This is a genomic window from Pseudomonas sp. C2B4 (genome assembly GCF_013359695.1).
Classification (GTDB): Bacteria; Pseudomonadota; Gammaproteobacteria; order Pseudomonadales; family Pseudomonadaceae; genus Aquipseudomonas.
Genome location: NZ_JABFMU010000086.1, coordinates 1 through 20,371 on the forward strand (window position 1 = coordinate 1; position 20,371 = coordinate 20,371).

At 61.7% G+C, this 20,371-nt stretch carries 14 protein-coding genes; 10 read left to right on the forward strand and 4 right to left on the reverse strand.

Going from position 1 to position 20,371, the window contains the following annotated elements:
- Positions 1 to 634 precede the first annotated feature (634 nt).
- Positions 635 to 937, forward strand: a complete 303-nt coding sequence (locus HNQ83_RS29280) for a DUF6124 family protein (RefSeq protein ID WP_175392322.1) — start codon at positions 635 to 637, stop codon at positions 935 to 937.
- A gap of 151 nt (positions 938 to 1,088) precedes the next feature.
- Here HNQ83_RS29280 and xthA read toward each other — a convergent pair whose 3' ends face one another.
- Positions 1,089 to 1,901: an exodeoxyribonuclease III gene (gene xthA, locus HNQ83_RS29285; protein WP_175392323.1), complete on the reverse strand. Its 813-nt coding sequence runs from the start codon at positions 1,899 to 1,901 to the stop codon at positions 1,089 to 1,091.
- 302 nt (positions 1,902 to 2,203) lie between these two features.
- On the opposite strand from xthA, the gene HNQ83_RS29290 reads away from it, so the two are divergent.
- The 7 genes from HNQ83_RS29290 to HNQ83_RS29320 all read left to right on the forward strand — a co-directional run bounded on the left by HNQ83_RS29290 (position 2,204) and on the right by HNQ83_RS29320 (position 13,490).
- A complete protein-coding gene (locus tag HNQ83_RS29290) occupies positions 2,204 to 2,854 on the forward strand; it encodes an N-acetyltransferase (protein ID WP_175392324.1) in 651 nt (216 codons plus the stop codon).
- Between the two features lie 78 nt (positions 2,855 to 2,932).
- Positions 2,933 to 4,660 (forward strand): autotransporter assembly complex family protein, encoded by a 1,728-nt coding sequence (locus tag HNQ83_RS29295; protein WP_175392325.1) that lies wholly within the window; start codon positions 2,933 to 2,935, stop codon positions 4,658 to 4,660.
- Positions 4,657 to 8,331 carry a translocation/assembly module TamB domain-containing protein gene (locus tag HNQ83_RS29300; RefSeq protein ID WP_175392326.1) on the forward strand — a complete coding sequence of 1,225 codons (3,675 nt, stop codon included), beginning with the start codon at positions 4,657 to 4,659 and terminating at the stop codon, positions 8,329 to 8,331. Before HNQ83_RS29295 ends, HNQ83_RS29300 begins: the two co-directional genes overlap by 4 nt.
- Before the next feature lie 235 nt (positions 8,332 to 8,566).
- Positions 8,567 to 9,049, forward strand: coding sequence for a MarR family winged helix-turn-helix transcriptional regulator (locus HNQ83_RS29305; RefSeq protein ID WP_175392327.1), 483 nt, complete (start codon positions 8,567 to 8,569; stop codon positions 9,047 to 9,049).
- Positions 9,039 to 10,508, forward strand: coding sequence for an efflux transporter outer membrane subunit (locus HNQ83_RS29310; RefSeq protein WP_175392328.1), 1,470 nt, complete (start codon positions 9,039 to 9,041; stop codon positions 10,506 to 10,508). The genes HNQ83_RS29305 and HNQ83_RS29310 overlap by 11 nt, the downstream gene beginning before the upstream one ends.
- Before the next feature lie 15 nt (positions 10,509 to 10,523).
- The gene (locus HNQ83_RS29315; RefSeq protein ID WP_175392329.1) at positions 10,524 to 11,726 is read left to right on the forward strand and encodes an efflux RND transporter periplasmic adaptor subunit; all 1,203 of its coding nucleotides are present in this window, start codon (positions 10,524 to 10,526) and stop codon (positions 11,724 to 11,726) included.
- Between the two features lie 231 nt (positions 11,727 to 11,957).
- Positions 11,958 to 13,490, forward strand: coding sequence for a DHA2 family efflux MFS transporter permease subunit (locus tag HNQ83_RS29320; protein ID WP_175392330.1), 1,533 nt, complete (start codon positions 11,958 to 11,960; stop codon positions 13,488 to 13,490).
- Positions 13,491 to 13,613: 123 nt separating this feature from the next.
- Here the strand turns inward: HNQ83_RS29320 and lpxH are convergent, their stop codons facing one another.
- Both lpxH and HNQ83_RS29330 read right to left on the reverse strand, forming a co-directional pair.
- A complete protein-coding gene (gene lpxH / locus HNQ83_RS29325) occupies positions 13,614 to 14,366 on the reverse strand; it encodes a UDP-2,3-diacylglucosamine diphosphatase (RefSeq protein ID WP_175392331.1) in 753 nt (250 codons plus the stop codon).
- Complete coding sequence (locus HNQ83_RS29330; RefSeq protein ID WP_008001184.1) at positions 14,363 to 14,866, reverse strand: peptidylprolyl isomerase; 504 nt, start codon at positions 14,864 to 14,866, stop codon at positions 14,363 to 14,365. Before HNQ83_RS29330 ends, lpxH begins: the two co-directional genes overlap by 4 nt.
- A 251-nt stretch (positions 14,867 to 15,117) precedes the next feature.
- Here HNQ83_RS29330 and HNQ83_RS29335 point away from each other — a divergent pair, with 251 nt between their 5' ends.
- The gene (locus tag HNQ83_RS29335; protein WP_175392332.1) at positions 15,118 to 16,815 is read left to right on the forward strand and encodes a glutamine--tRNA ligase/YqeY domain fusion protein; all 1,698 of its coding nucleotides are present in this window, start codon (positions 15,118 to 15,120) and stop codon (positions 16,813 to 16,815) included.
- A gap of 15 nt (positions 16,816 to 16,830) precedes the next feature.
- Positions 16,831 to 18,213: a cysteine--tRNA ligase gene (gene cysS / locus HNQ83_RS29340; RefSeq protein ID WP_175392333.1), complete on the forward strand. Its 1,383-nt coding sequence runs from the start codon at positions 16,831 to 16,833 to the stop codon at positions 18,211 to 18,213.
- Positions 18,214 to 18,431: 218 nt separating this feature from the next.
- Here cysS and HNQ83_RS29345 read toward each other — a convergent pair whose 3' ends face one another.
- Positions 18,432 to 20,264 (reverse strand): sigma-54-dependent Fis family transcriptional regulator, encoded by a 1,833-nt coding sequence (locus tag HNQ83_RS29345; protein ID WP_175392334.1) that lies wholly within the window; start codon positions 20,262 to 20,264, stop codon positions 18,432 to 18,434.
- Positions 20,265 to 20,371: the final 107 nt, after the last annotated feature.

Here is a 20,371-nt window from a genome sequence, read left to right on the forward strand (position 1 = left end):
GGGGCGGGCAGATCAAAAGCAGCCGAGGCGAGCTGACACTCGACCTGTTTGGTGGGTGTACGCCGTTCCCTGTGGGAGATGGCTTGCCAGCGAAGGCGGCCTGACTTCCGATGAAAATCTCAGGTATTGAACCGGCTTTTGTGGCGAGGGGATTTATCCCCGTTCGGCTGCGCAGCAGTCGTAAACACGTACATGCGGTGTACCTGATCAAACGCAATTGATGGTTTTGGGGCCGCTTCGCAACCCAACGGGGATAAATCCCCTCGCCACAGGAACTGCGGTTGCCAGAAAGGGTTGTAGGACCCGGAGCAAGGCTACATCGCCTTGCGTCGCTGCCTACAACTACGCCAGAATCCGCCGGCTTGTGCGCCTTGGAACCCGACCCTATCGTTGCCGGGTCGCTGCCAATTCAGCGATCGGGTTTCGCAGCCCGGGTCAATCAAGGCGCTCAGCGCCACCATGTACTTTCAGTTGGCGTTTTTTTCGTCTTCTGAATAGCGTTATGGCGGCTGTGCGCGGGAGACTTTCGAGTCTGCCGGGTTCCTTGATTCCCGGTCTGCGAACCTGCGTACAGCTGCCACCTTCTTCGTTTCGCAGCGAACAGTGGTAGCTCCATCAATCAAGGAGCATCACCATGGTCAAACCGTCCCCAAATCCACCCGAATCAAAACCCGATACCCCCGCCCGCGAACTCCACCTCAAATCCACCACCCCGCACACCCCCAGCACAATGTTCCTCATCGCCCCAAACATCAAAACCGAAGACCTGCTGGCCCACGCCTGTGAATCCCTGGCGTCCGCCAGTGTCATGGCCAGCGATTTCGCGACGTTTCTGGATGGGCCGCAGCGCAGTACGTTGTTGGGGATTCAGCAGGTGATCATGCTGGCGGATCTGGCGGTGAATCGGGCGCTGGATAATCTCGATCCGCAGGGCTGACCGCCACTCCCAAACTGGATCTGTGTACACCGCAAAGCAAATGTGGGAGCGAGCCTGCTCGCGAATGCGGTGTGTCATTCAACATAAAGGTTGACTGGCACGCCGCATTCGCGAGCAGGCTCGCTCCCACAGGGATGCATTGAGCTTTAGATCAGCTCAACTCAAGCCAGATCGGTGCATGATCCGACGGTTTTTCCATGCCGCGCAGTTCGTAGTCCACGCCCGCGTCCTTGACCCGTGGCAGCAAGCCATGGGAGGCCAGGATCAAGTCGATGCGCAGCCCGCGCTTGGGTTCGTCTTCGAAGCCGCGGCTGCGGTAGTCGAACCAGCTGAAACGGTCGGCCACATCCGGGTTGAGGTGGCGGAAGCTGTCCACCAGGCCCCAGTTTTTCAAGCGGGCCATCCACTCGCGTTCTTCCGGCAGGAAGCTGCATTTGCCGGTTTTCAGCCAGCGCTTCATGTTGTCCGGGCCGATCCCGATGTCGCAGTCTTCCGGGGAAATGTTCACGTCGCCCATGACCACCAGCGGTTGGTCGTTCTTGAACTGGGTTTCCAGCAGTTGCTGCAGATCGCTGTAGAAACGTTCCTTGGCCGGGAACTTGGTCGGGTGGTCGCGGCTTTCACCTTGTGGGAAGTAGCCGTTCATGATGGTCACCGGCACGCCATTGGCGTCGGCAAATGTGCCCCAGATGAAACGCCGCTGCGCGTCTTCTTCATCGGTGGCGAAGCCTTTGTACAAGGCAATCGGTTCCTGACGCGAGAGCAGGGCAACGCCGTAATGGCCTTTTTGCCCGTGGAAATACACGTGGTAGCCCAGGGCCTTGATCTCTTCGAGCGGGAACTGGTCGTCGTGGACCTTGGTTTCCTGCAAGCCGATGACATCGGGCTGGTGCTTTTCGATCAGCGCCGCCAGCTGATGGGGACGGGCGCGCAGCCCGTTGATGTTGAAGGAGACAATCTTCATGGTCGGCAGTCCTGGCAAAAGGGCGATGCTAGCTGACATGTTGGAATGGGGCCAGTGTTGGGGGGAGGGGATTTAGCCTCTTCAGTCAGATCTTCATTGAACGTGATGGCCCCTTCGCGAGCAGGCTCGCTCCCACAGGTTTCGAGTCTGGTCTATACCTTTGTGGGAGCGAGCCTGCTCGCGAAGACGGCCTCACATCCAACGCTGATTTTGGATCAGTACGGAACTGTGCAGGCGCCGCCATGCTCGTACCCATAAGAAAGAGCGCAGCCACCCGCGCCGCGCCGGGGAGATCAACCGTCATGCCCGAAACGTCTACCGCCATCGCCGATATTCATATGCTCGACAGTGGCTATTCCCGCGAAGCGCGTTCCCTGTTGTACCAGGCTTACCGGCACGAGCCGACGTTCAGCTACCTGTTCGAGTCGGAACGTCCCGGCTACGAACAGCGAGTGCGCGCCACCGTGCGCGAACTGGTCCAGCAGCACTTTCTGCAGGACTTGCCGGCCATCGGCCTGCTGGTCAACGACCGCTTGATCGGCATCGCCCTGATCGCACCGCCGCAACGCCGGCTGGGCATCACCGAAAGTTGGGCCTGGCGCTTGCGGATGGTGCTCAGCACCGGTTTCCGCTGCACGCGTCGCTATCTTGAGTATCACGAAGCGGTCGCGGCCTGTGCGCCGTCGGACTCGGTGCATGTCCTGCCGTTGCTGGGCATTCATCCGCAATTCCAGGGCAAACACTTCGGCGAGCAGTTGCTGCAAGCGGTGCACAACTGGTGCGCGGTGGATGAAAGCTCCCAAGGGGTGATGCTCGATACCGGGGATCCGCGTTATCTGGAGTTCTACAAGCGCCAGGGCTATGAGGAAATCGGCGAAGTGGCCGTAGGACCGGTACGCGAACATGTGTTTTTCCACGCCAACCCTCAGGTGGTACAAACCGCCACGGCTTGAACGGCGAACTTTACAGGCGCGCCGGGCTCTATCACGCTCTCAATGTTTACGAACCCGCACGTGATAGCATCCGCGCCTATGAAGTTTCCAGGAAGAATTACCAGTGGCGTGCTCATGCTGATCAGCAGCTGCGCGGCACTGGCCCAAAGTGAATTGGATGTGCGGATCAAACCGTCCAACGATGCACTCAAAGCCAATATAGAGGGCTATATCGGCAGTCTCGGCGATCGTGACGAAGAGGCCTTGTTGCGCTTCAGTCGCGGCGCCGAGGAGCAGGCGCGCAAGGCCGCCCAGGCCCTGGGCTATTACCAGCCGCAGATCGACAGCGATGTGAAGGGTGGCAAGACGCCACGCCTGATACTCAACATCGAGCCCGGCGAGCCGGTGCATTTACGCAACGTCACCATCCGCGTCGACGGCCCGGCAGCCTCCCTCAAAGCCTTTCGCGTGCCCAAGAGCCATGCCCTGCAAACCGGTGCCGTGCTCAACCATGGCCAGTACGATGACGCCAAGCGTCTGATCCAGAACCAGGCCTCGCGCTATGGCTTTTTCAGCGGCCGTTTTACCCGTTCGAAACTGTCGGTCGACCCGCGAGCCGGGGTGGCGGATATCGAGCTGATCTATGACAGCGGTCCGCGTTATGCCCTGGGCAAGGTCAGTTTCGAAGGCGATACGCCGTTCGACGAAGACTTGCTGCACCGCATGGTGCCATTTAAGGAAGGCACGCCCTACGACTCGGAACTGATCGCCGAACTCAGCCAGGCCATGCAATCGAGCGGTTATTTCGAGAGCGTACGGGTCGATGCCGCACCCACGGCATCCAAAGATGACGTGATCCCGGTGGACGTCAAACTGGAAACCCGCAAGCCGCGGACCATGGGCCTGGGCCTGGGTTATTCCACCGACGTCGGTCCACGGGTCAAGGCGAACTGGACCCGGCACTGGGTCAACCCGCAAGGTCACAGTTATGGCTGGGAGACAGAAGTCTCGGCGCCACGGCAAAACGTCGGGTTGTTCTATGACATTCCCCTCGATCCTCCACTGACCGACAAACTGCGCTTCGCCGGTGGCTATCAGAACGAAGAAATCGCCGACAAGGACAGCCTCAGCAAGATGCTGACCCTGGGCCCCGAGTGGCACAGCAAGTTGCCCAGCGGCTGGCAGCGCGTGGTGTCGCTCAAGTGGCAGCGCGAGGAATATCGGCTCGGCGATGACTCCGGGCTCAGTACGTTGCTGATGCCGGGGGTGAGTTATTCGTACCTGAAAAGCGATAACCGTATCGATCCGCACAACGGCTATCGCCTGTCATTCGAAACCCGGGCCGCCAAGGAAGGCCTGGGTTCGGACAACAACGTCCTGTGGGGAACCGCTTTGGTCAAAGGCCTGACCACGGTCTTCGACAAGCACCGTCTCCTCGGTCGGGTGCAGGTCGGCGGCAGTGCCACCAACGGCTTCAACTCGATACCGCCTTCGTTGCGGTTCTTTGCCGGTGGCGACCAGAGCGTGCGCGGCTACGACTATCAGAGCCTGTCCCCGGAAAACAACCAGGGTGACCGCATCGGTGGCCGCTACATGGTTGCCGGCAGCGTCGAGTACCAATACGCCGTCGCCGAGAAATGGCGGGTCGCGACCTTCGTCGATCAGGGCAACTCCTTCAATAACCTCGAATTGCCGAGCCTCAAGACCGGGGTCGGTATCGGCGTGCGCTGGGTCTCGCCGGTGGGGCCGATTCGCCTCGACCTGGCCCATGCGCTGGACGACGATGGCGGCATTCGACTGCACTTTTCCATGGGGCCCGAGCTGTGAAGCGTGGCTTGAAAATAACGGCGCTGACGATTCTGGCGCTGCTGATGCTGGTGGTCCTGACATTGACCACGGTGCTGGGTACGGCGACGGGCAGTCGCTGGGCGCTCGGTTTTGTGCCGGGTTTGAGCCTGGACAATTTCCAGGGGCGTTTGGGTGGCCAGTGGAGCGCCGACCGTGTGCTCTGGCAACAGGACAGCAGCCGGGTCGAGCTGAGCGAGGTGATTTTCGCCTGGTCGCCTCTGTGCCTGACGCGCATGACCCTGTGCATCGACCAATTGAAAGCTGATCAGGTCAGCCTGCAGTTTCCACCGGGTGTAGAAGAGGAAAGCAGCGGGCCGATCAGCCTGCCGGATTTGCAGCTGCCCGTGGCCCTAGAACTGGGCGATATCCAGGTCGGCAGCCTGTTGTTCAATGGCAGCGAACAGCTCAAGGGTTTGCAACTGGCGGCGCATTGGACGGTCAACGGCTTGCAGATCGACTCGGTCAGCTTGCAGCGCGATGAGCTGAGCCTGAACCTGTCCGGCCTGCTGCAACCGACCGGCAACTGGCCGCTCAAGGCGCAAGGCAAACTGACCCTGCCAGCACCCGGGACCGACCCTTGGACACTTGCCCTCAAGGTCGACGGCGACCTGCTGAAAACCCTGAACCTGACAGCCGACAGCAGCGGTTACCTGAACGGTCAACTGACCGGCGAGCTGCAACCGCTGGTGGAAAACCTGCCGGCCAAGGTGCGCATCACGGCTGACGGCTTCAAAGCCAGCGCGGATTTGCCCGACACCCTGCTACTCAATCAACTGCAACTCACTGGCGCTGGCGACCTGAAAAGCGGTTATCAGTTATCCGGCACCGCCACATTGCCTGCCGAGCAAGGTCCGGTGGCGTTGCTGCTGCAGGGCAAGGTCGACGCCAACGGCGCGCAGATCGCCGCGCTGGATCTGACGGCCAACGACAAGCAAAGCCTCAAGCTCACAGGGCAACTGGACTGGAGCAAAGGCTTGAGTGCCGAGGCCAAGGTCGATTGGCTGGATTTTCCGTGGCACCGACTCTATCCGCTGATCGACGAGCCGGAAGTCGCCCTGCACACCTTCAAGGGCGAAGTCTTCTACACCGACGGCAAATACCTCGGCCACTTCGATGCCGCGCTGGACGGTCCGGCCGGTGCGTTCAGCCTGACCAGCCCGTTCGCTGGCGACCTGACGAAAATCTACCTGCAACAGATTCAACTGACGGCCGGGCAGGGCAAGGCCGAAGGGCACCTGAACCTGCAATTCGCCGATGGCATTGCCTGGGACACCGCGCTGGACCTGTCGGCGATCAACCCGGCGTATTGGGTCGCGGAATTGCCGGGCACCCTCGCCGGACCGTTGCGCAGCAAAGGCGAGATGAAAAATGAAAAGCTCAGCCTGACCGCTGACCTGGATCTGAAGGGCAAACTGCGGGGCCAACCGGCCGTGCTGCAAGCCAAGGCCGATGGCGTCGGCGAGCAATGGAACCTGAATGCGCTGCAAATCCGCCTGGGCGACAACAGCATCAACGGCAAGGGCAGCCTGCAACAGAAACTCGCCGGGCAAATCGACATCAAGTTGCCGCGCCTGGCCCAGCTCTGGCCGCAATTGCGCGGCCAGATCAATGGCCGGGTCGATGTCGCCGGGACGCTCAAGGCCCCCCAGGGCAAGCTCGGGCTGCAAGGTTCGCAACTGGCGTTCGCCGACCATCGCCTGCAAAGCCTGAACCTGGATGCCACCCTCGACAGTGCGCAACGGGCGAAAATCGAACTCAAGGGCAGTGGCATCCAGACGGGCGATACCTCGCTTGGCACCCTGACCGCCAGCGGCCAGGGCGACATCAAGAACCAGAAACTCAACCTCGACCTGCAAGGGCCGAAGCTGAAACTGGCCCTGGGGCTGGATGGCGCACTGGACAAGGGTAACTGGCGCGGCCGCCTGGCCAGCGGCGATATCCAGGCCGGTGGCCAGGACTGGAAGCTGCAAGGTCCGGCGAAGCTGGAGCGGCTGGCGGACGGCAAAATCAATTTCGGCGCCCATTGCTGGATGTCCGGCCCGGCCAGCCTGTGCGGCGAAGACCAGCGCCTGATGCCTGAGCCGAAGCTGCGTTATCACCTCAAGCAATTCCCGATCGACAGCCTCGCGCAGTGGCTGCCAAAGGATTTCGCCTGGCAGGGCCGGCTCAACGCCGATGTGCAATTGGATGTGCCGGCCAGCGGCCCGAACGGCCAGATCAGCATCGATGCCAGCGGCGGCACCTTGCGAGTCAAGGAAAAGGACCAGTGGCTGGACTTCCCGTACCAGACCCTCAACCTCACCAGCAAACTCACGCCCAAGCGAATCGACACCAACCTCAACTTCGTCGGTGGCAAGCTCGGCGAGCTGATGGTGCAGGCACAGATCAACCCGCTGCCGAAAAACAAACCCCTGACCGGTTCATTCCGCCTGACGGGACTGGACCTGTCGGTGGCGCGTCCCTTTGTTCCCATGGTCGAGAAAATCAGCGGGCGCCTGAACGGCAGCGGCACGATTGCAGGCACGCTGCTGGCGCCGCAGGTCAACGGCAATCTGCTGCTCAGCGACGGCGAAGTGTCCGGGCCCGAGTTGCCGATGGAGATTGAAGCCTTGCAATTGCGCGCGGTGATCGCCGGCGAAACCGTGCAGCTCAACGGCGACTGGAAAAGCGGCAAGACCGGGCAGGGCAGTCTCAACGGCGATATCGCATGGGGCCAGGCGCTGGCCGTGAACCTGGCACTCAAGGGTTCGCAATTGCCGGTCACTGTCGAGCCTTACGCCAAGCTCGAAGTGGCGCCGGACCTGAAAATTTCGATCAAGGACGACAAACTGGCCGTCGCCGGCAAAGTGCATGTGCCCAAGGGCAACATCACCATTCGCGAGCTGCCGCCATCGACGGTCAAGGTGTCCGATGACACGGTGATCGTCGGCCAGCAGACCGAAGAGGGCAAACCGCCGATGGCCACGGTCATGGACATCGATGTGGTGGTGGGCGAGGACAAACTGGCCTTCGCCGGGTTTGGCCTGACGGCAAACCTGCAAGGCCATGTGCACATCGGCGACAACCTCGACACCCGTGGCGAGCTGTGGCTCAACGACGGGCGTTACCGCGCCTACGGTCAGCGCCTGACGGTGCGACGTGCGCGCCTGCTGTTTGCAGGTCCCATCGACCAGCCGTACCTCGACATCGAAGCGATCCGCCAGACCGACGACGTGATCGCCGGCATTCGCTTGAGCGGCAGTGCCGAGCAGCCGACCACACAGATTTTCTCCGAACCGGCGATGAGCCAGGAGCAAGCGCTGTCGTACCTGGTGCTGGGGCGTCCGCTGAGCACCAACGGCGAGGACAACAACATGCTCGCCCAGGCCGCACTCGGGTTGGGGCTGATGGGTAGCTCCGGGGTGACCGGCGGCCTGGCGAAGAACCTGGGCATCGAGGATTTTCAGCTTGATACCCAGGGCAGCGGCAATGCCACCAGCGTGGTCGCCAGCGGCAACCTCTCCGAAAAACTCAGCCTGCGTTATGGCGTCGGCGTGTTCGAGCCGGCCAACACCATTGCCTTGCGCTACAAGCTGAGCAAAAAGGTCTACCTCGAAGCGGCGGGCGGCGTGGCCAGCTCGCTGGACATCTTCTACAAGCGGGATTTCTAAACCCCGCTCCTTCCAATACCGAGTCGCTTCCTTCGCGAGCAGGCTCGCTCCCACAGGGATTACACCGTACCTGTGGGGGCGAGCCTGCTCGCGAAGGCGTCAGTGCGCTCAACACAAAATCCGACACCACTGGTCAACTATTTAGCAAGCAACCTAACTATTACGTTGACATTGGCTGCCTAGGCAGTAACATCTCGACATACACTCACTGCCTAGGCAGCTATTGGATCGTCAGATGAAGCATTTCACGCCAGACAACTTCCACAATTGCCATCTCGGTCTCCTGCTCGGTCGCGCCGCGCTGCTCAAGGACCGGATTCTCGACACGCACATGGAACCCCACGGCATCACCGCCGCGCAGTTCAAGGTGCTGATCATCATCGCCCAGTTCGGCGTCGATTCGCCGGGCGAGCTGTGCCGGCACTTGTCCCTGGACAGCGGATCGATGACCCGCATGCTCGATCGTCTGGAACAGAAAGGTTTCCTCGCTCGCCAACGCTCCGAAGCGGACCGTCGTCAGGTGCGACTGGTGCTGACCGAAGAAGGGCAGCAACTGGCCGACCGACTGCCGCACATCGGTGCCGATGCCATGAACGAACTGGCGGGCGCGGTGACGCCGGAAGAGCTGAAAACCCTGGAACTGATCCTGAAGAAAATCCTGGTGGCAGCCGGTGACCCGATCACCCTGCTGCGGGTAGGTGGCAACGATGAACAGTAAAACCCTGCGCACCGGCCTGAGCCTGGTACTGATGGCCATGACCCTGGCCGGTTGCGCCAGTTACAGCGGCCTGACCACCGAAGGCGTCAGCCTCGAGGCGAAAAACCTCCAGGCCGGACAATCCCTCAGCGGCGCCACGCTGTCGCCAGCGGCCTGGCCAAAAAGCGACTGGTGGAAAAGCCTCGGCGATCCGCAGCTCGATGGCCTGATCCGCGAAGCCCTGCACGACAGCCCGGACATGCAGATCGCCGACGCCCGTGCCCATCAGGCCGCCGCTGCTGCGTCCGCCGCCGATGCCGAGCGGATGCCGACCCTCGACGCGAGTGCCGGCGTCAGCCGCTCGCGACTGGCCCGGGATCAGGACCCGAGCGGGCAGGGCGACCGCTACGCGACCCTGCGCAGCCTCGGTGTCAGCTTCAATTACAACTTCGACCTGTGGGGCGGCCAGCGTGACGCCTGGGAAGCCGCACTGGGCGAGGCCCGTGCCGCCGAAGTCGACCGGCAGGCCGCGGAACTGACCCTGTCCGCCGACGTGGCCCGCGCCTACAGCGATCTGGGGCAGGCGCATATCGTTTATGACCTGTCCGCCGAGGACCTCAAACGCACCCGGCAGATGCTCGATCTGAGCAAGCGTCGGTTGAGCGCCGGGATCGACAGTCAGTATCAGTTCCAGCAGACCGAAAGCCTGGAAGCCACCTCCGAAGCCAATCTGATCGACGCTGAAAAACGCCTGAACAGCGCGAAAATCGCCCTGGCCGTGCTGCTGGGCAAAGGCCCGGATCGCGGCAATGAAATCGCCCGACCGCAGATCCTCAAGGCCAGCGCCGTGGCCTTGCCGTCGGTGCTTCCCGCCGAGTTGCTCGGCCGTCGTCCGGACCTGGTGGCCGCACGCTGGCGAGTCGAGGCGGCGAGCAAGAACATCGACGCCGGCAAGACCCGTTTCTATCCCAACTTGAACCTCAGTGCCGCGGCCGGTGCCGAATCCTTGTTGGGCGATGCGATGTTCGGATCGGCGAGTCGCTTCTTCAACATCGCGCCGACAATCTCCGTGCCGATTTTCGACGGCGGCCGACTGCGCGCCGATCTTGATTCCCGCGATGCCGACTATGACCTCGCGGTGGCGCAGTACAACAAAAGCCTGGTGAGAGCGCTGGGAGACGTCAGCGACAGCATCAACCAGTTGCACGATATCGGCCGGCAAATCGCTGCCCAGCAGCACGCCACCGACATCGCCCAGGATTCCTACAACACCGTGGTCCAGCGGTACGGTTCCGGCATCGGTAACTACCTGGACGTGCTCAGCATCGAGCAGCAATTGCTCCAGGCCCAGCGTCAGCTGGCGAACCTGAATGCCGAGCAGATCGACCTCTCGATCCAACTGATGCAGGCGCTGGGCGGCGGTTTTCAGCCTGAGGCCATCGCCTCGGTGAATGCCACTCCAGCCACGCTGACTCACTAATTCAAGGTATTTGTCATGGCCACTGCCGATACAACTCAATCTTCTGAAAACGCTCCCGGCAACCCTAACTCGGGCAAGCGCAAGTTCATGTTGCTGGCGCTGGCCGTGGTGGTCGCACTCGGCGGCGCGGGCGTCTGGGCTTACCACGAATTCTACGGGCGCTGGAGCGAAAGCACCGACGACGCCTACGTCAACGGCAACGTGGTGGAAATCACCCCGCTGGTCACCGGTACGGTGGTGAGCATCGGCGCCGACGATGGCGACCTGGTGCAGGAAGGTCAGGTGCTGGTGAATTTCGACCCGAACGATGCCGAAATCGGTTTGCAAAATGCTCAGGCCCAACTGGCGCGGACCGTGCGCCAGGTTCGCGGTTTGTACAGCAACGTCGATGGCATGAAAGCCCAGGTCAATGCGCAACAGGCCGAAGTGCAGAAAGCCCAGGACAACTACAACCGCCGGAAAAACCTCGCCGCCGGCGGGGCGATTTCCCAGGAAGAACTGTCCCACGCCCGCGACGACCTGACCTCGGCGCAAAACGCCCTGGCCAACGCCAAACAGCAACTCAAGACCACCAGCGCCCTGGTGGACGACACCGTGGTTTCGTCCCATCCGGACGTGATGGCCGCCGCCGCGCAATTGCGTCAGGCCTACCTGAACAATGCCCGCAGCACCCTGATCGCACCGGTCACCGGTTACGTGGCCAAGCGCACCGTGCAGCTGGGTCAGCGCGTGCAGCCCGGCACCGCGTTGATGGCGGTGATCCCGCTGGATCAACTGTGGATCGACGCCAACTTCAAGGAAACCCAACTGCGCGACATGCGCATCGGCCAACCGGTGGAGATCGAAACGGACCTCTACGGCAGCAGCGTGAAGTACAGCGGCACCATCGACAGCCTCGGCGCCGGAACCGGTAGCGCGTTTGCCTTGCTGCCGGCGCAAAACGCCACCGGTAACTGGATCAAGATCGTGCAGCGGGTGCCGGTGCGGATTCATGTCAACGCCCAGGAACTGGCCAAGCATCCATTGCGGGTCGGCCTGTCGACCCTGGTCGACGTCGACCTGCGCGACCAGAGCGGCCCGGTACTGGCGCAACAGCCGCCGCAAAAGGCGTCGTTCAGCACCAATGTCTATGACCGCCAGTTGGCCGAGGCCGACGCCATGATCACGCAACTGATTCACGACAACAGCGCTGCGGTCAGCAAGACCGCGCAACGCTGATTCGCCAATCTGCCATCACACCGGCCCTGTGGGAGCGAGCCTGTGTGGCGAGGGGATTCATCCCCGTTCGGCTGCGCAGCAGTCGTAAAACCATTGTCCGCGGTGTGCCTGATACACCGCGATTTTAGGTTTTGGGGCCGCTTCGCAGCCCAACGGGGATGAATCCCCTCACCACAAAGGCTCGCTCCCACAGGGAGTTAGCTGTGATCTTCTGGTTCCAAAGGATTCGCGATGAGCAATAACGCCTCTTTCACGCCCCCCAGCCTGCTGCTCAGCACCATCGGCCTGTCGCTGGCGACCTTCATGCAAGTGCTCGACACCACCATCGCCAACGTGGCGCTGCCGACGATTTCCGGCAACCTGGGCGTGAGTGCGGAGCAGGGCACCTGGGTGATCACCTCGTTTGCCGTCAGCAACGCCATTGCCCTGCCGCTGACCGGCTGGCTCAGCCGGCGCTTCGGCGAAGTGAAGCTGTTCGTCTGGGCGACGCTGCTGTTCGTGCTGGCCTCGTTCCTGTGCGGGATCTCCACCTCCATGCCGGAGCTGGTGGGCTTTCGGGTCCTGCAAGGGGTGGTGGCGGGGCCGTTGTACCCGATGACCCAGACGCTGCTGATCGCGGTCTACCCCCCGGCGAAACGGGGGATGGCCCTGGCGCTGTTGGCGATGGTCACGGTGGTGGCGCCGATTGCCGGGCCGATCCTCGGTGGCTGGATCACCGACAGTTACAGCTGGCCGTGGATCTTCTTCATCAACGTGCCCATCGGCCTGTTCGCCGCGTGGGTGGTCACCCAGCAGATGAAGAAACGCCCGGTGGTCACCAGCCGCCAACCGATGGATTACGTCGGCCTGATCGCCTTGATCATCGGCGTCGGGGCGTTGCAGATCGTCCTCGACAAAGGCAACGACGCCGACTGGTTCGAATCGAGCTTCATCATTATCGGCTCGGTGATTTCCGTGGTGGCCCTGGCGTTCTTCGTGATCTGGGAAATGACCGATGAACACCCGGTGGTGAACCTGCGGCTGTTCGCTCACCGCAACTTCCGCTACGGCACCATCGTGCTGATTCTGGGATACGCCGGGTTCTTCGGCATTAACCTGATTCTGCCGCAGTGGTTGCAGACCCGCTTGGGCTACACCGCGACCTGGGCCGGTTTCGCCGTGGCGCCGCTGGGCATCCTGCCGGTGCTGCTGTCACCCTTCGTCGGCAAATATGCGCCGCGCTTCGACATGCGATTGCTGGCAGGGCTGGCGTTCCTGGCCATCGGCCTGAGCTGCTTCATGCGCGCCGGGTTCACCAACGAAGTCGACTTCCAGCACATTGCCATGGTGCAGCTGTTCATGGGCATCGGCGTGGCACTGTTCTTCATGCCGACCCTGACCATCCTGCTGTCGGACCTGCCGCCGAGCCAGATCGCCGACGGCTCCGGCCTGGCGACGTTCCTGCGGACCCTGGGCGGCAGCTTCGCGGCTTCGTTGACCACCTGGATCTGGATCCGCCGCGCCGACCAGCACCACGCCTACCTGACCGAAAGCATCACCCAGTACGACCCGGCGACCCGCGAGGCCATAACGCATCTGGGTGGGGCAGGGGCCAAGGCCTATACGCAGCTGGAGCAGACGGTGGTCAGCCAGGCGTACATCATGTCCACGGTGGATTACTTCACCTTGCTGGGCTGGATGTTCATGGGGTTGATATTGATTGTGTGGCTGGCCAAGCCGCCGTTTACGGCGAAGGCCGGGCCAGCGGCTTCAGCCGGCCACTAAACACCGCAAAACCCCTGTAGGAGCGAGCCTGCTCGCGATAGCGGTGGGTCAGTCAACAATGATGTTGAATCTGAATCCGCTATCGCGAGCAGGCTCGCTCCTACAAGGGGCCGTGTTTGCCAGTCAGTTCGCTGGAGCAGCCAACTGCGGTGGCGGCGCAAAATCAAACGGCGCCAGCGCAAACCCCTGCTCATCCACCTGCAACGCCCAGCCCTGACGGTCCCAATCCCCCAGCACGATGCGCCGGGCGGCCTGATGGCCAAGCTGCAACTTGTGGATGGCCGGGCGGTGGGTGTGGCCGTGGATCAGGGTTTTTACCCCGTACTGCTGCATGATCCGCGGAATCTCTTCGGGAGTGACATCGACGATGTCATTGGCCTTCATCCGCGTTTGCGCCCGGCTTTCGCTGCGCAGTTTGCGCGCCAGCTTATGCCGTGTGCCCAAAGGCAGGTGCCGCAGGATGAACAGGGTGATGGGGTTACGCAGGTAGCGACGCAGCTTCATATAGGCTTCGTCGCGGGTGCACAGGCTGTCGCCGTGCATCAACAGCACCGGCTCGCCGTTGAATTGCACGACACTCGGGTCTTTCAGCAAGGTACAGCCGGCCTGTTTGCAGAAGGCCTGGCCGAGCATGAAGTCGCGATTGCCGTGCATCAGGAAAATGGCCGTGCCGCTGTCGCTCAATTCGCGCAGGGCCTGGCAGATGGAACGCTGGAAAGGGGTCATGGCGTCATCGCCAATCCACACCTCGAAAAAGTCGCCCAGAATGTACAGCGCGCTCGCCGAGCGGGCGCGTCCGGCGAGCAAATCCAGAAACGCCCGGGTAATGTCCGGGCGCTCCTCTTCCAGATGCAAGTCTGAAATCAGCAGTATCACTCAATGATCTCGGCTTTCTCGATGATCACGTCGTCTGCAGGTACGTCCTGGTGGCCAGCTTTGGAAGTGGTGGCAACGCCTTTGATCTTGTCGACAACGTCGGTGCCGGCGGTCACTTTGCCGAATACTGCGTAGCCCCAACCCTGAACGTTCTTGCCGCTGTGGTTCAGGAAGCTGTTGTCAGCCACGTTGATGAAGAACTGCGCGGAAGCCGAATGCGGCTCCATGGTGCGGGCCATGGCGACGGTGTATTTGTCGTTGGAGAGACCGTTGTCGGCTTCGTTCTGGATGCTTGGACGCTTGTCTTTCTTTTCTTTCATGCCTGGCTCGAAACCGCCGCCCTGGATCATGAAGTTACCGATGACGCGGTGGAAAACGGTGTTTTCGTAGTGGCCGGCTTTGACGTATTCAACGAAGTTGGCAACTGTGATCGGTGCCTTATCAGCGTTCAGTTCGAGGACGATGTCGCCGAAGTTGGTGGTCAATTTGACTTGGGTCATGTTGGCTACTCTTTCAAGGAATTCGTGGGTTTCGGGGCACCAGGGCCCCCAACCGTGTTGGTCGGCTTCGACCAAGGAGCGCAGTTTAGCGCGACGCACGCGAATTTCGAGGCTGTTTTTCGTTTACATCCGATTAAATGCAGCGGTTTTTGGGCCTGCCCTGTCTGCTGCCTGACGGCATCGGCTATGATAGCGGCTTTGTTTTGTCAGGCCCTTATTCCCGGCCACGCACTTGTACGTTCAAGGATCCTATGAGCAAGCCCACTGTCGACCCTACCTCGAATTCCAAGACCGGCCCTGCCGTGCCGGTCAACTTCCTGCGGCCGATCATCCAGGCAGACCTGGATTCGGGTAAGCACACGCAGATCGTCACCCGTTTTCCGCCTGAGCCCAACGGTTACCTGCACATCGGTCACGCCAAGTCGATCTGCGTGAACTTCGGCCTGGCCCAGGAGTTCGGCGGCGTCACGCACCTGCGTTTCGACGACACCAACCCGGCCAAGGAAGACCAGGAATACATCGACGCGATCGAAAGTGATGTCAAATGGCTGGGCTTCGAGTGGGCCGGTGAAGTGCGCTATGCCTCGCAGTACTTCGACCAGTTGCACGACTGGGCCGTTGAGCTGATCAAGGCCGGCAAAGCCTATGTCGACGACCTGACCCCCGAGCAAGCCAAGGAATACCGTGGCAGCCTGACCGAGCCGGGCAAGAACAGCCCGTTCCGCGACCGTTCGGTTGAAGAGAACCTGGACTGGTTCGCCCGCATGCGCGCCGGCGAGTTCCCGGACGGCGCACGCGTGCTGCGGGCCAAGATCGACATGGCCTCGCCGAACATGAACCTGCGCGATCCGATCCTGTATCGCATCCGCCATGCTCACCACCACCAGACCGGTGACAAGTGGTGCATCTACCCGAACTACGACTTCACCCACGGTCAGTCGGACGCCATCGAAGGCATCACCCACTCGATCTGCACCCTGGAGTTCGAAGGCCATCGTCCTCTGTACGACTGGTTCCTCGACAACCTGTCGGTGCCGTGCAAGCCGCGTCAGTACGAGTTCAGCCGCCTGAACCTGAACTACACCATCACCAGCAAGCGCAAGCTCAAGCAGCTGGTCGATGAAAAGCACGTCAACGGCTGGGACGACCCGCGCATGTCCACGCTGTCGGGCTTCCGCCGCCGTGGCTACACGCCGAAATCGATCCGCAACTTCTGCGAAATGATCGGCACCAACCGTTCCGACGGCGTGGTGGACTTCGGCATGCTTGAGTTCAGCATTCGTGATGACCTCGACCACAGTGCCCCACGCGCCATGTGCGTGCTGCGTCCGCTGAAAGTCGTGATCACCAACTACCCGGAAGGCCAGGTCGAGAGCCTCGAACTGCCGTGCCACCCGAAAGAAGACATGGGCGTGCGCGTCCTGCCGTTCGCCCGCGAGATCTACATCGACCGCGAAGACTTCATGGAAGAGCCGCCAAAGGGCTACAAGCGCCTGGAACCGGCCGGCGAAGTGCGACTGCGCGGCAGCTACGTGATCCGTGCCGACGAAGCGATCAAGGACGCCGACGGTAACATCGTCGAGCTGCGTTGCTCCTACGACCCGGACACCCTGGGCAAGAACCCTGAAGGCCGCAAGGTCAAGGGCGTGATCCACTGGGTACCGGCCGCGGCCAGCGTCGAGTGCGAAGTGCGCCTGTACGACCGTCTGTTCCGCTCCGCCAACCCGGAGAAGGCCGAAGACGGCGCCAGCTTCCTGGACAACATCAACCCTGATTCGCTGCAGGTACTCACCGGTTGTCGTGCCGAGCCTTCGCTGGGCAACGCACAGCCGGAAGACCGTTTCCAGTTCGAGCGCGAAGGTTACTTCGTCGCGGATATCAAGGACTCGAAACCCGGTCAGCCGGTGTTCAACCGTACCGTGACCCTGCGTGATTCGTGGGGCCAGTGATTCAAAGGATTTAACGTGCTAACGATCTACAACACGCTCACCAAGAGCAAAGAAGTCTTCAAGCCGCTCGATGGCAACAAGGTGCGCATGTACGTGTGCGGCATGACCGTGTACGACTACTGCCACCTGGGCCACGGCCGCAGCATGGTCGCGTTCGACCTGGTGACCCGCTGGCTGCGGTTCAGCGGTTACGACCTGACCTACGTGCGCAACATCACCGACATCGACGACAAGATCATCAACCGGGCCAACGAGAACGGCGAGTCGTTCGAAGCCTTGACCGAGCGCATGATCGCGGCGATGCACGAAGACGAAGCGCGCCTGAACATCAAGAAACCGGACATGGAGCCGCGTGCCACGGATCACATCCCTGGCATGCACGCGATGATCCAGACCTTGATCGACAAGGGTTACGCCTACGCCCCGGGCAATGGCGACGTGTACTACCGCGTCGGCAAGTTCATGGGCTACGGCAAGCTGTCGCGCAAAAAGATCGAAGACCTGCGCATCGGCGCGCGGATCGAAGTCGACGAGTCCAAGCAGGACCCGCTGGACTTCGTGCTGTGGAAAGCCGCCAAGCCGGGCGAGCCGAGCTGGGAATCGCCGTGGGGCGCCGGGCGTCCGGGCTGGCACATCGAGTGCTCGGTGATGTCCACTTGCTGCCTCGGTGAAACCTTCGACATTCATGGCGGCGGCAGCGACCTCGAGTTCCCGCACCACGAAAACGAGATCGCCCAGAGCGAAGCGGCCACCGGCAAGACCTACGCCAACGCGTGGATGCATTGCGGCATGATCCGTATCAATGGCGAGAAGATGTCCAAGTCCTTGAACAACTTCTTCACCATCCGCGACGTGCTCGACAAGTACCACCCGGAAGTCGTGCGTTACCTGCTGGTGTCGAGCCACTACCGCAGCGCCATCAACTACTCGGAAGACAACCTCAAGGACGCCAAGGGCGCCCTGGAGCGTTTCTACCATGCGTTGAAAGGCCTGCCGAGCGTGGCGCCGGCTGGCGGCGAAGCCTTCGTCGAGCGTTTCACCCAGGTGATGAACGACGACTTCGGCACGCCGGAAGCCTGCGCGGTGCTGTTCGAGATGGTGCGCGAGATCAACCGCCTGCGCGAGACTGATCTCGCTGCGGCGGCCGGTCTGGCGGCGCGCTTGAAGGAACTGGCCAGTGTGCTGGGTGTGTTGCAGCTCGAAGCCGATGACTTCCTGCAGGCCGGCGCCGAAGGGCGCGTGGATGCAGCCGAAGTCGAAGCGCTGATCGCTGCGCGCCTGGCGGCCCGCGCCGCCAAGGACTGGGCCGAATCCGACCGCATCCGCGACCAGCTCACCGCCATGGGCGTGGTGCTGGAAGACGGGAAGGGTGGGACGACCTGGCGTTTGGCTGACTGAGTGCTGCACCGTCTGTAAAACAAAGCCCGCCTTGTGCGGGTTTTTGTTTTTGGGCTGGGTGAAAGTTCATCGGTGCCACGGCTGACGCCTTCGCGAGCAGGCTCGCTCCCACATTGGATCTTTGTGATGTTTGAATTTTGTGCGCGACGCAGATCCCCTGTGGGAGCGAGCCTGCTCGCGAAGGTCTCAAGCCGAACACCGCCAGGGTGGACCGCTCGTTACTCCGCCTGGCGAAGTCGCTTGTAAAGGGTGTTCCGGCTAACCCCCAACCGCCGCGCCAGATGGGATATGTTCCCTCCAACTGCCAGCAACTGCCGATTCAGATCCTCGGCATCATCCAGATCCACCGCCAACGGCTCCGGCGTCTCCACCGGTTCCATCTCCAGATCGACAAAGAAATCGTCCGGTAAATGCTCCGGCCGCACCGGTTGTTCCTCGGCCATGGCCAGCGCCACCTGCATCACGCTGCTGACCTGACGCAAATTCCCCGGCCACGGGTGACGGTCGAACAGCTCCAGTACCTCCCGGCTCAAACCGGCCCACTGGCTCGGCTCGCGGTGCTGCTCCCACAAACGCTTGAACAAGGCCTGCTTGTCGCTGCGCTCGCGCAGCGGCGGCAACTCCAGGGTCAAACCGCCGATGCGGTAATACAAATCCTCGCGGAAGCGCCCCAACTGCACCTGTTCGCGCAGGGAGCGGTTGGTGGCGGAAATAATGCGAATGTCCACCGGGAACAACTCGCTGCTGCCCACCGGTTGCACGCAACGCTCCTGCAACACGCGCAGCAACCGGGCCTGGGTCGGCAGCGGCATGTCGCCGATTTCATCGAGGAACAGCGTGCCTTTGTCCGCCTTGCGGATCAGGCCGATGCTGCCTTTCTGGTTGGCGCCAGTGAACGCGCCTTTTTCGTAGCCGAACAGCTCGGATTCCACCAGTTCGGCGGGGATCGCCGCACAGTTCACGGCAATGAACGGTTGTTTGTTGCGGGAGCTGGCCTGATGCAGGGCCTTGACGAAGACTTCCTTGCCGACGCCGGTTTCACCGTGGATCAGCAGCGGAATGTCTTTTTCCAGCAAGCGTTCGGCCTGGCGCACGGCCTTTTCCACACGGCTGTCACCGAAGTGCAGGGTATTGAGGCTGATGGCGGCGGGCGGTGCGACGGAAGGTTCAGTGAACACTCTCGCCTGAACAGGGGCCATCTTTGGCCGCTTCAGCAGGCACTGGAAACGATTGCGCCCGGAGGTCTGTAGCGAGAAGGGCAGGCCTTCGGGTTGATTCAGCAGTTCCAGCAGCGACACCTTGAACAGGCTTTCGACACTGACTCGCGACAGACGCACGCCCAGCAGATTGTCGGCGCGGCGGTTGGCGGACAGCACCTGGCCACTCTCGTCGAAGATCAGCAACCCGGCCCACTGGCTGTCGAGGTTGTTCAGGCCGGTGTTGAAGGTCAGCTGGAAATGCTGGCCGTGAAACAGGTTGAGGATCAGCCGGTTCTCCACGGTCTGACTCATCATCTTGACCATGCCCAGGGTATGGGACGGCGGCAGGTAGCTGTCGCTGGACACGTCCAGCACCGCGATGACCTTGCGTTCGGCGTCGAAGATCGGCGCGGCGGAGCCGGTCATGAAGCGGTTGGCCTTGAGAAAGTGTTCATCGTGCTCGATGTGCACCGCCTGTTCGCAGGCCAGCGCGGTGCCGATGGCATTGGTGCCGGTGCAACGTTCCATCCAACTGGCGCCGGCGCTGAAACCACGGGCCAGGCTCGGCTCGATAAACCGCTGGGTGCCCCAGGACGTCAGTACCTGGCCCTGATTGTCGGCGAGCATGATCAGGCAATTGGAGTTGCTCAGAATGTTCTCGTAATACGGCAGCACTTCCTGATGGGTGGTCTGCACCAATGAATGCTGGCTCTCCAGCAGCTGCGCAATGCCTTCGGCGGGCAGTTGATCGAACGCCGGGGTGCTCTGATGGTTGAGGCCGAAGGCGCGGCAACGTTTCCAGGAGTCCTGGATGATGGCGTCGTGAGATAACGCGGGGGCAGGTGCGGCCATTCAAGTCAGCCTCTGATTGACGCTTTTATTGTTGTTATGGGTAGTGCCCTGTGGGAGCGAGCCTGCTCGCGAAAGCGTCGTGTCAGACACCTTCAATGTGCCTGTCC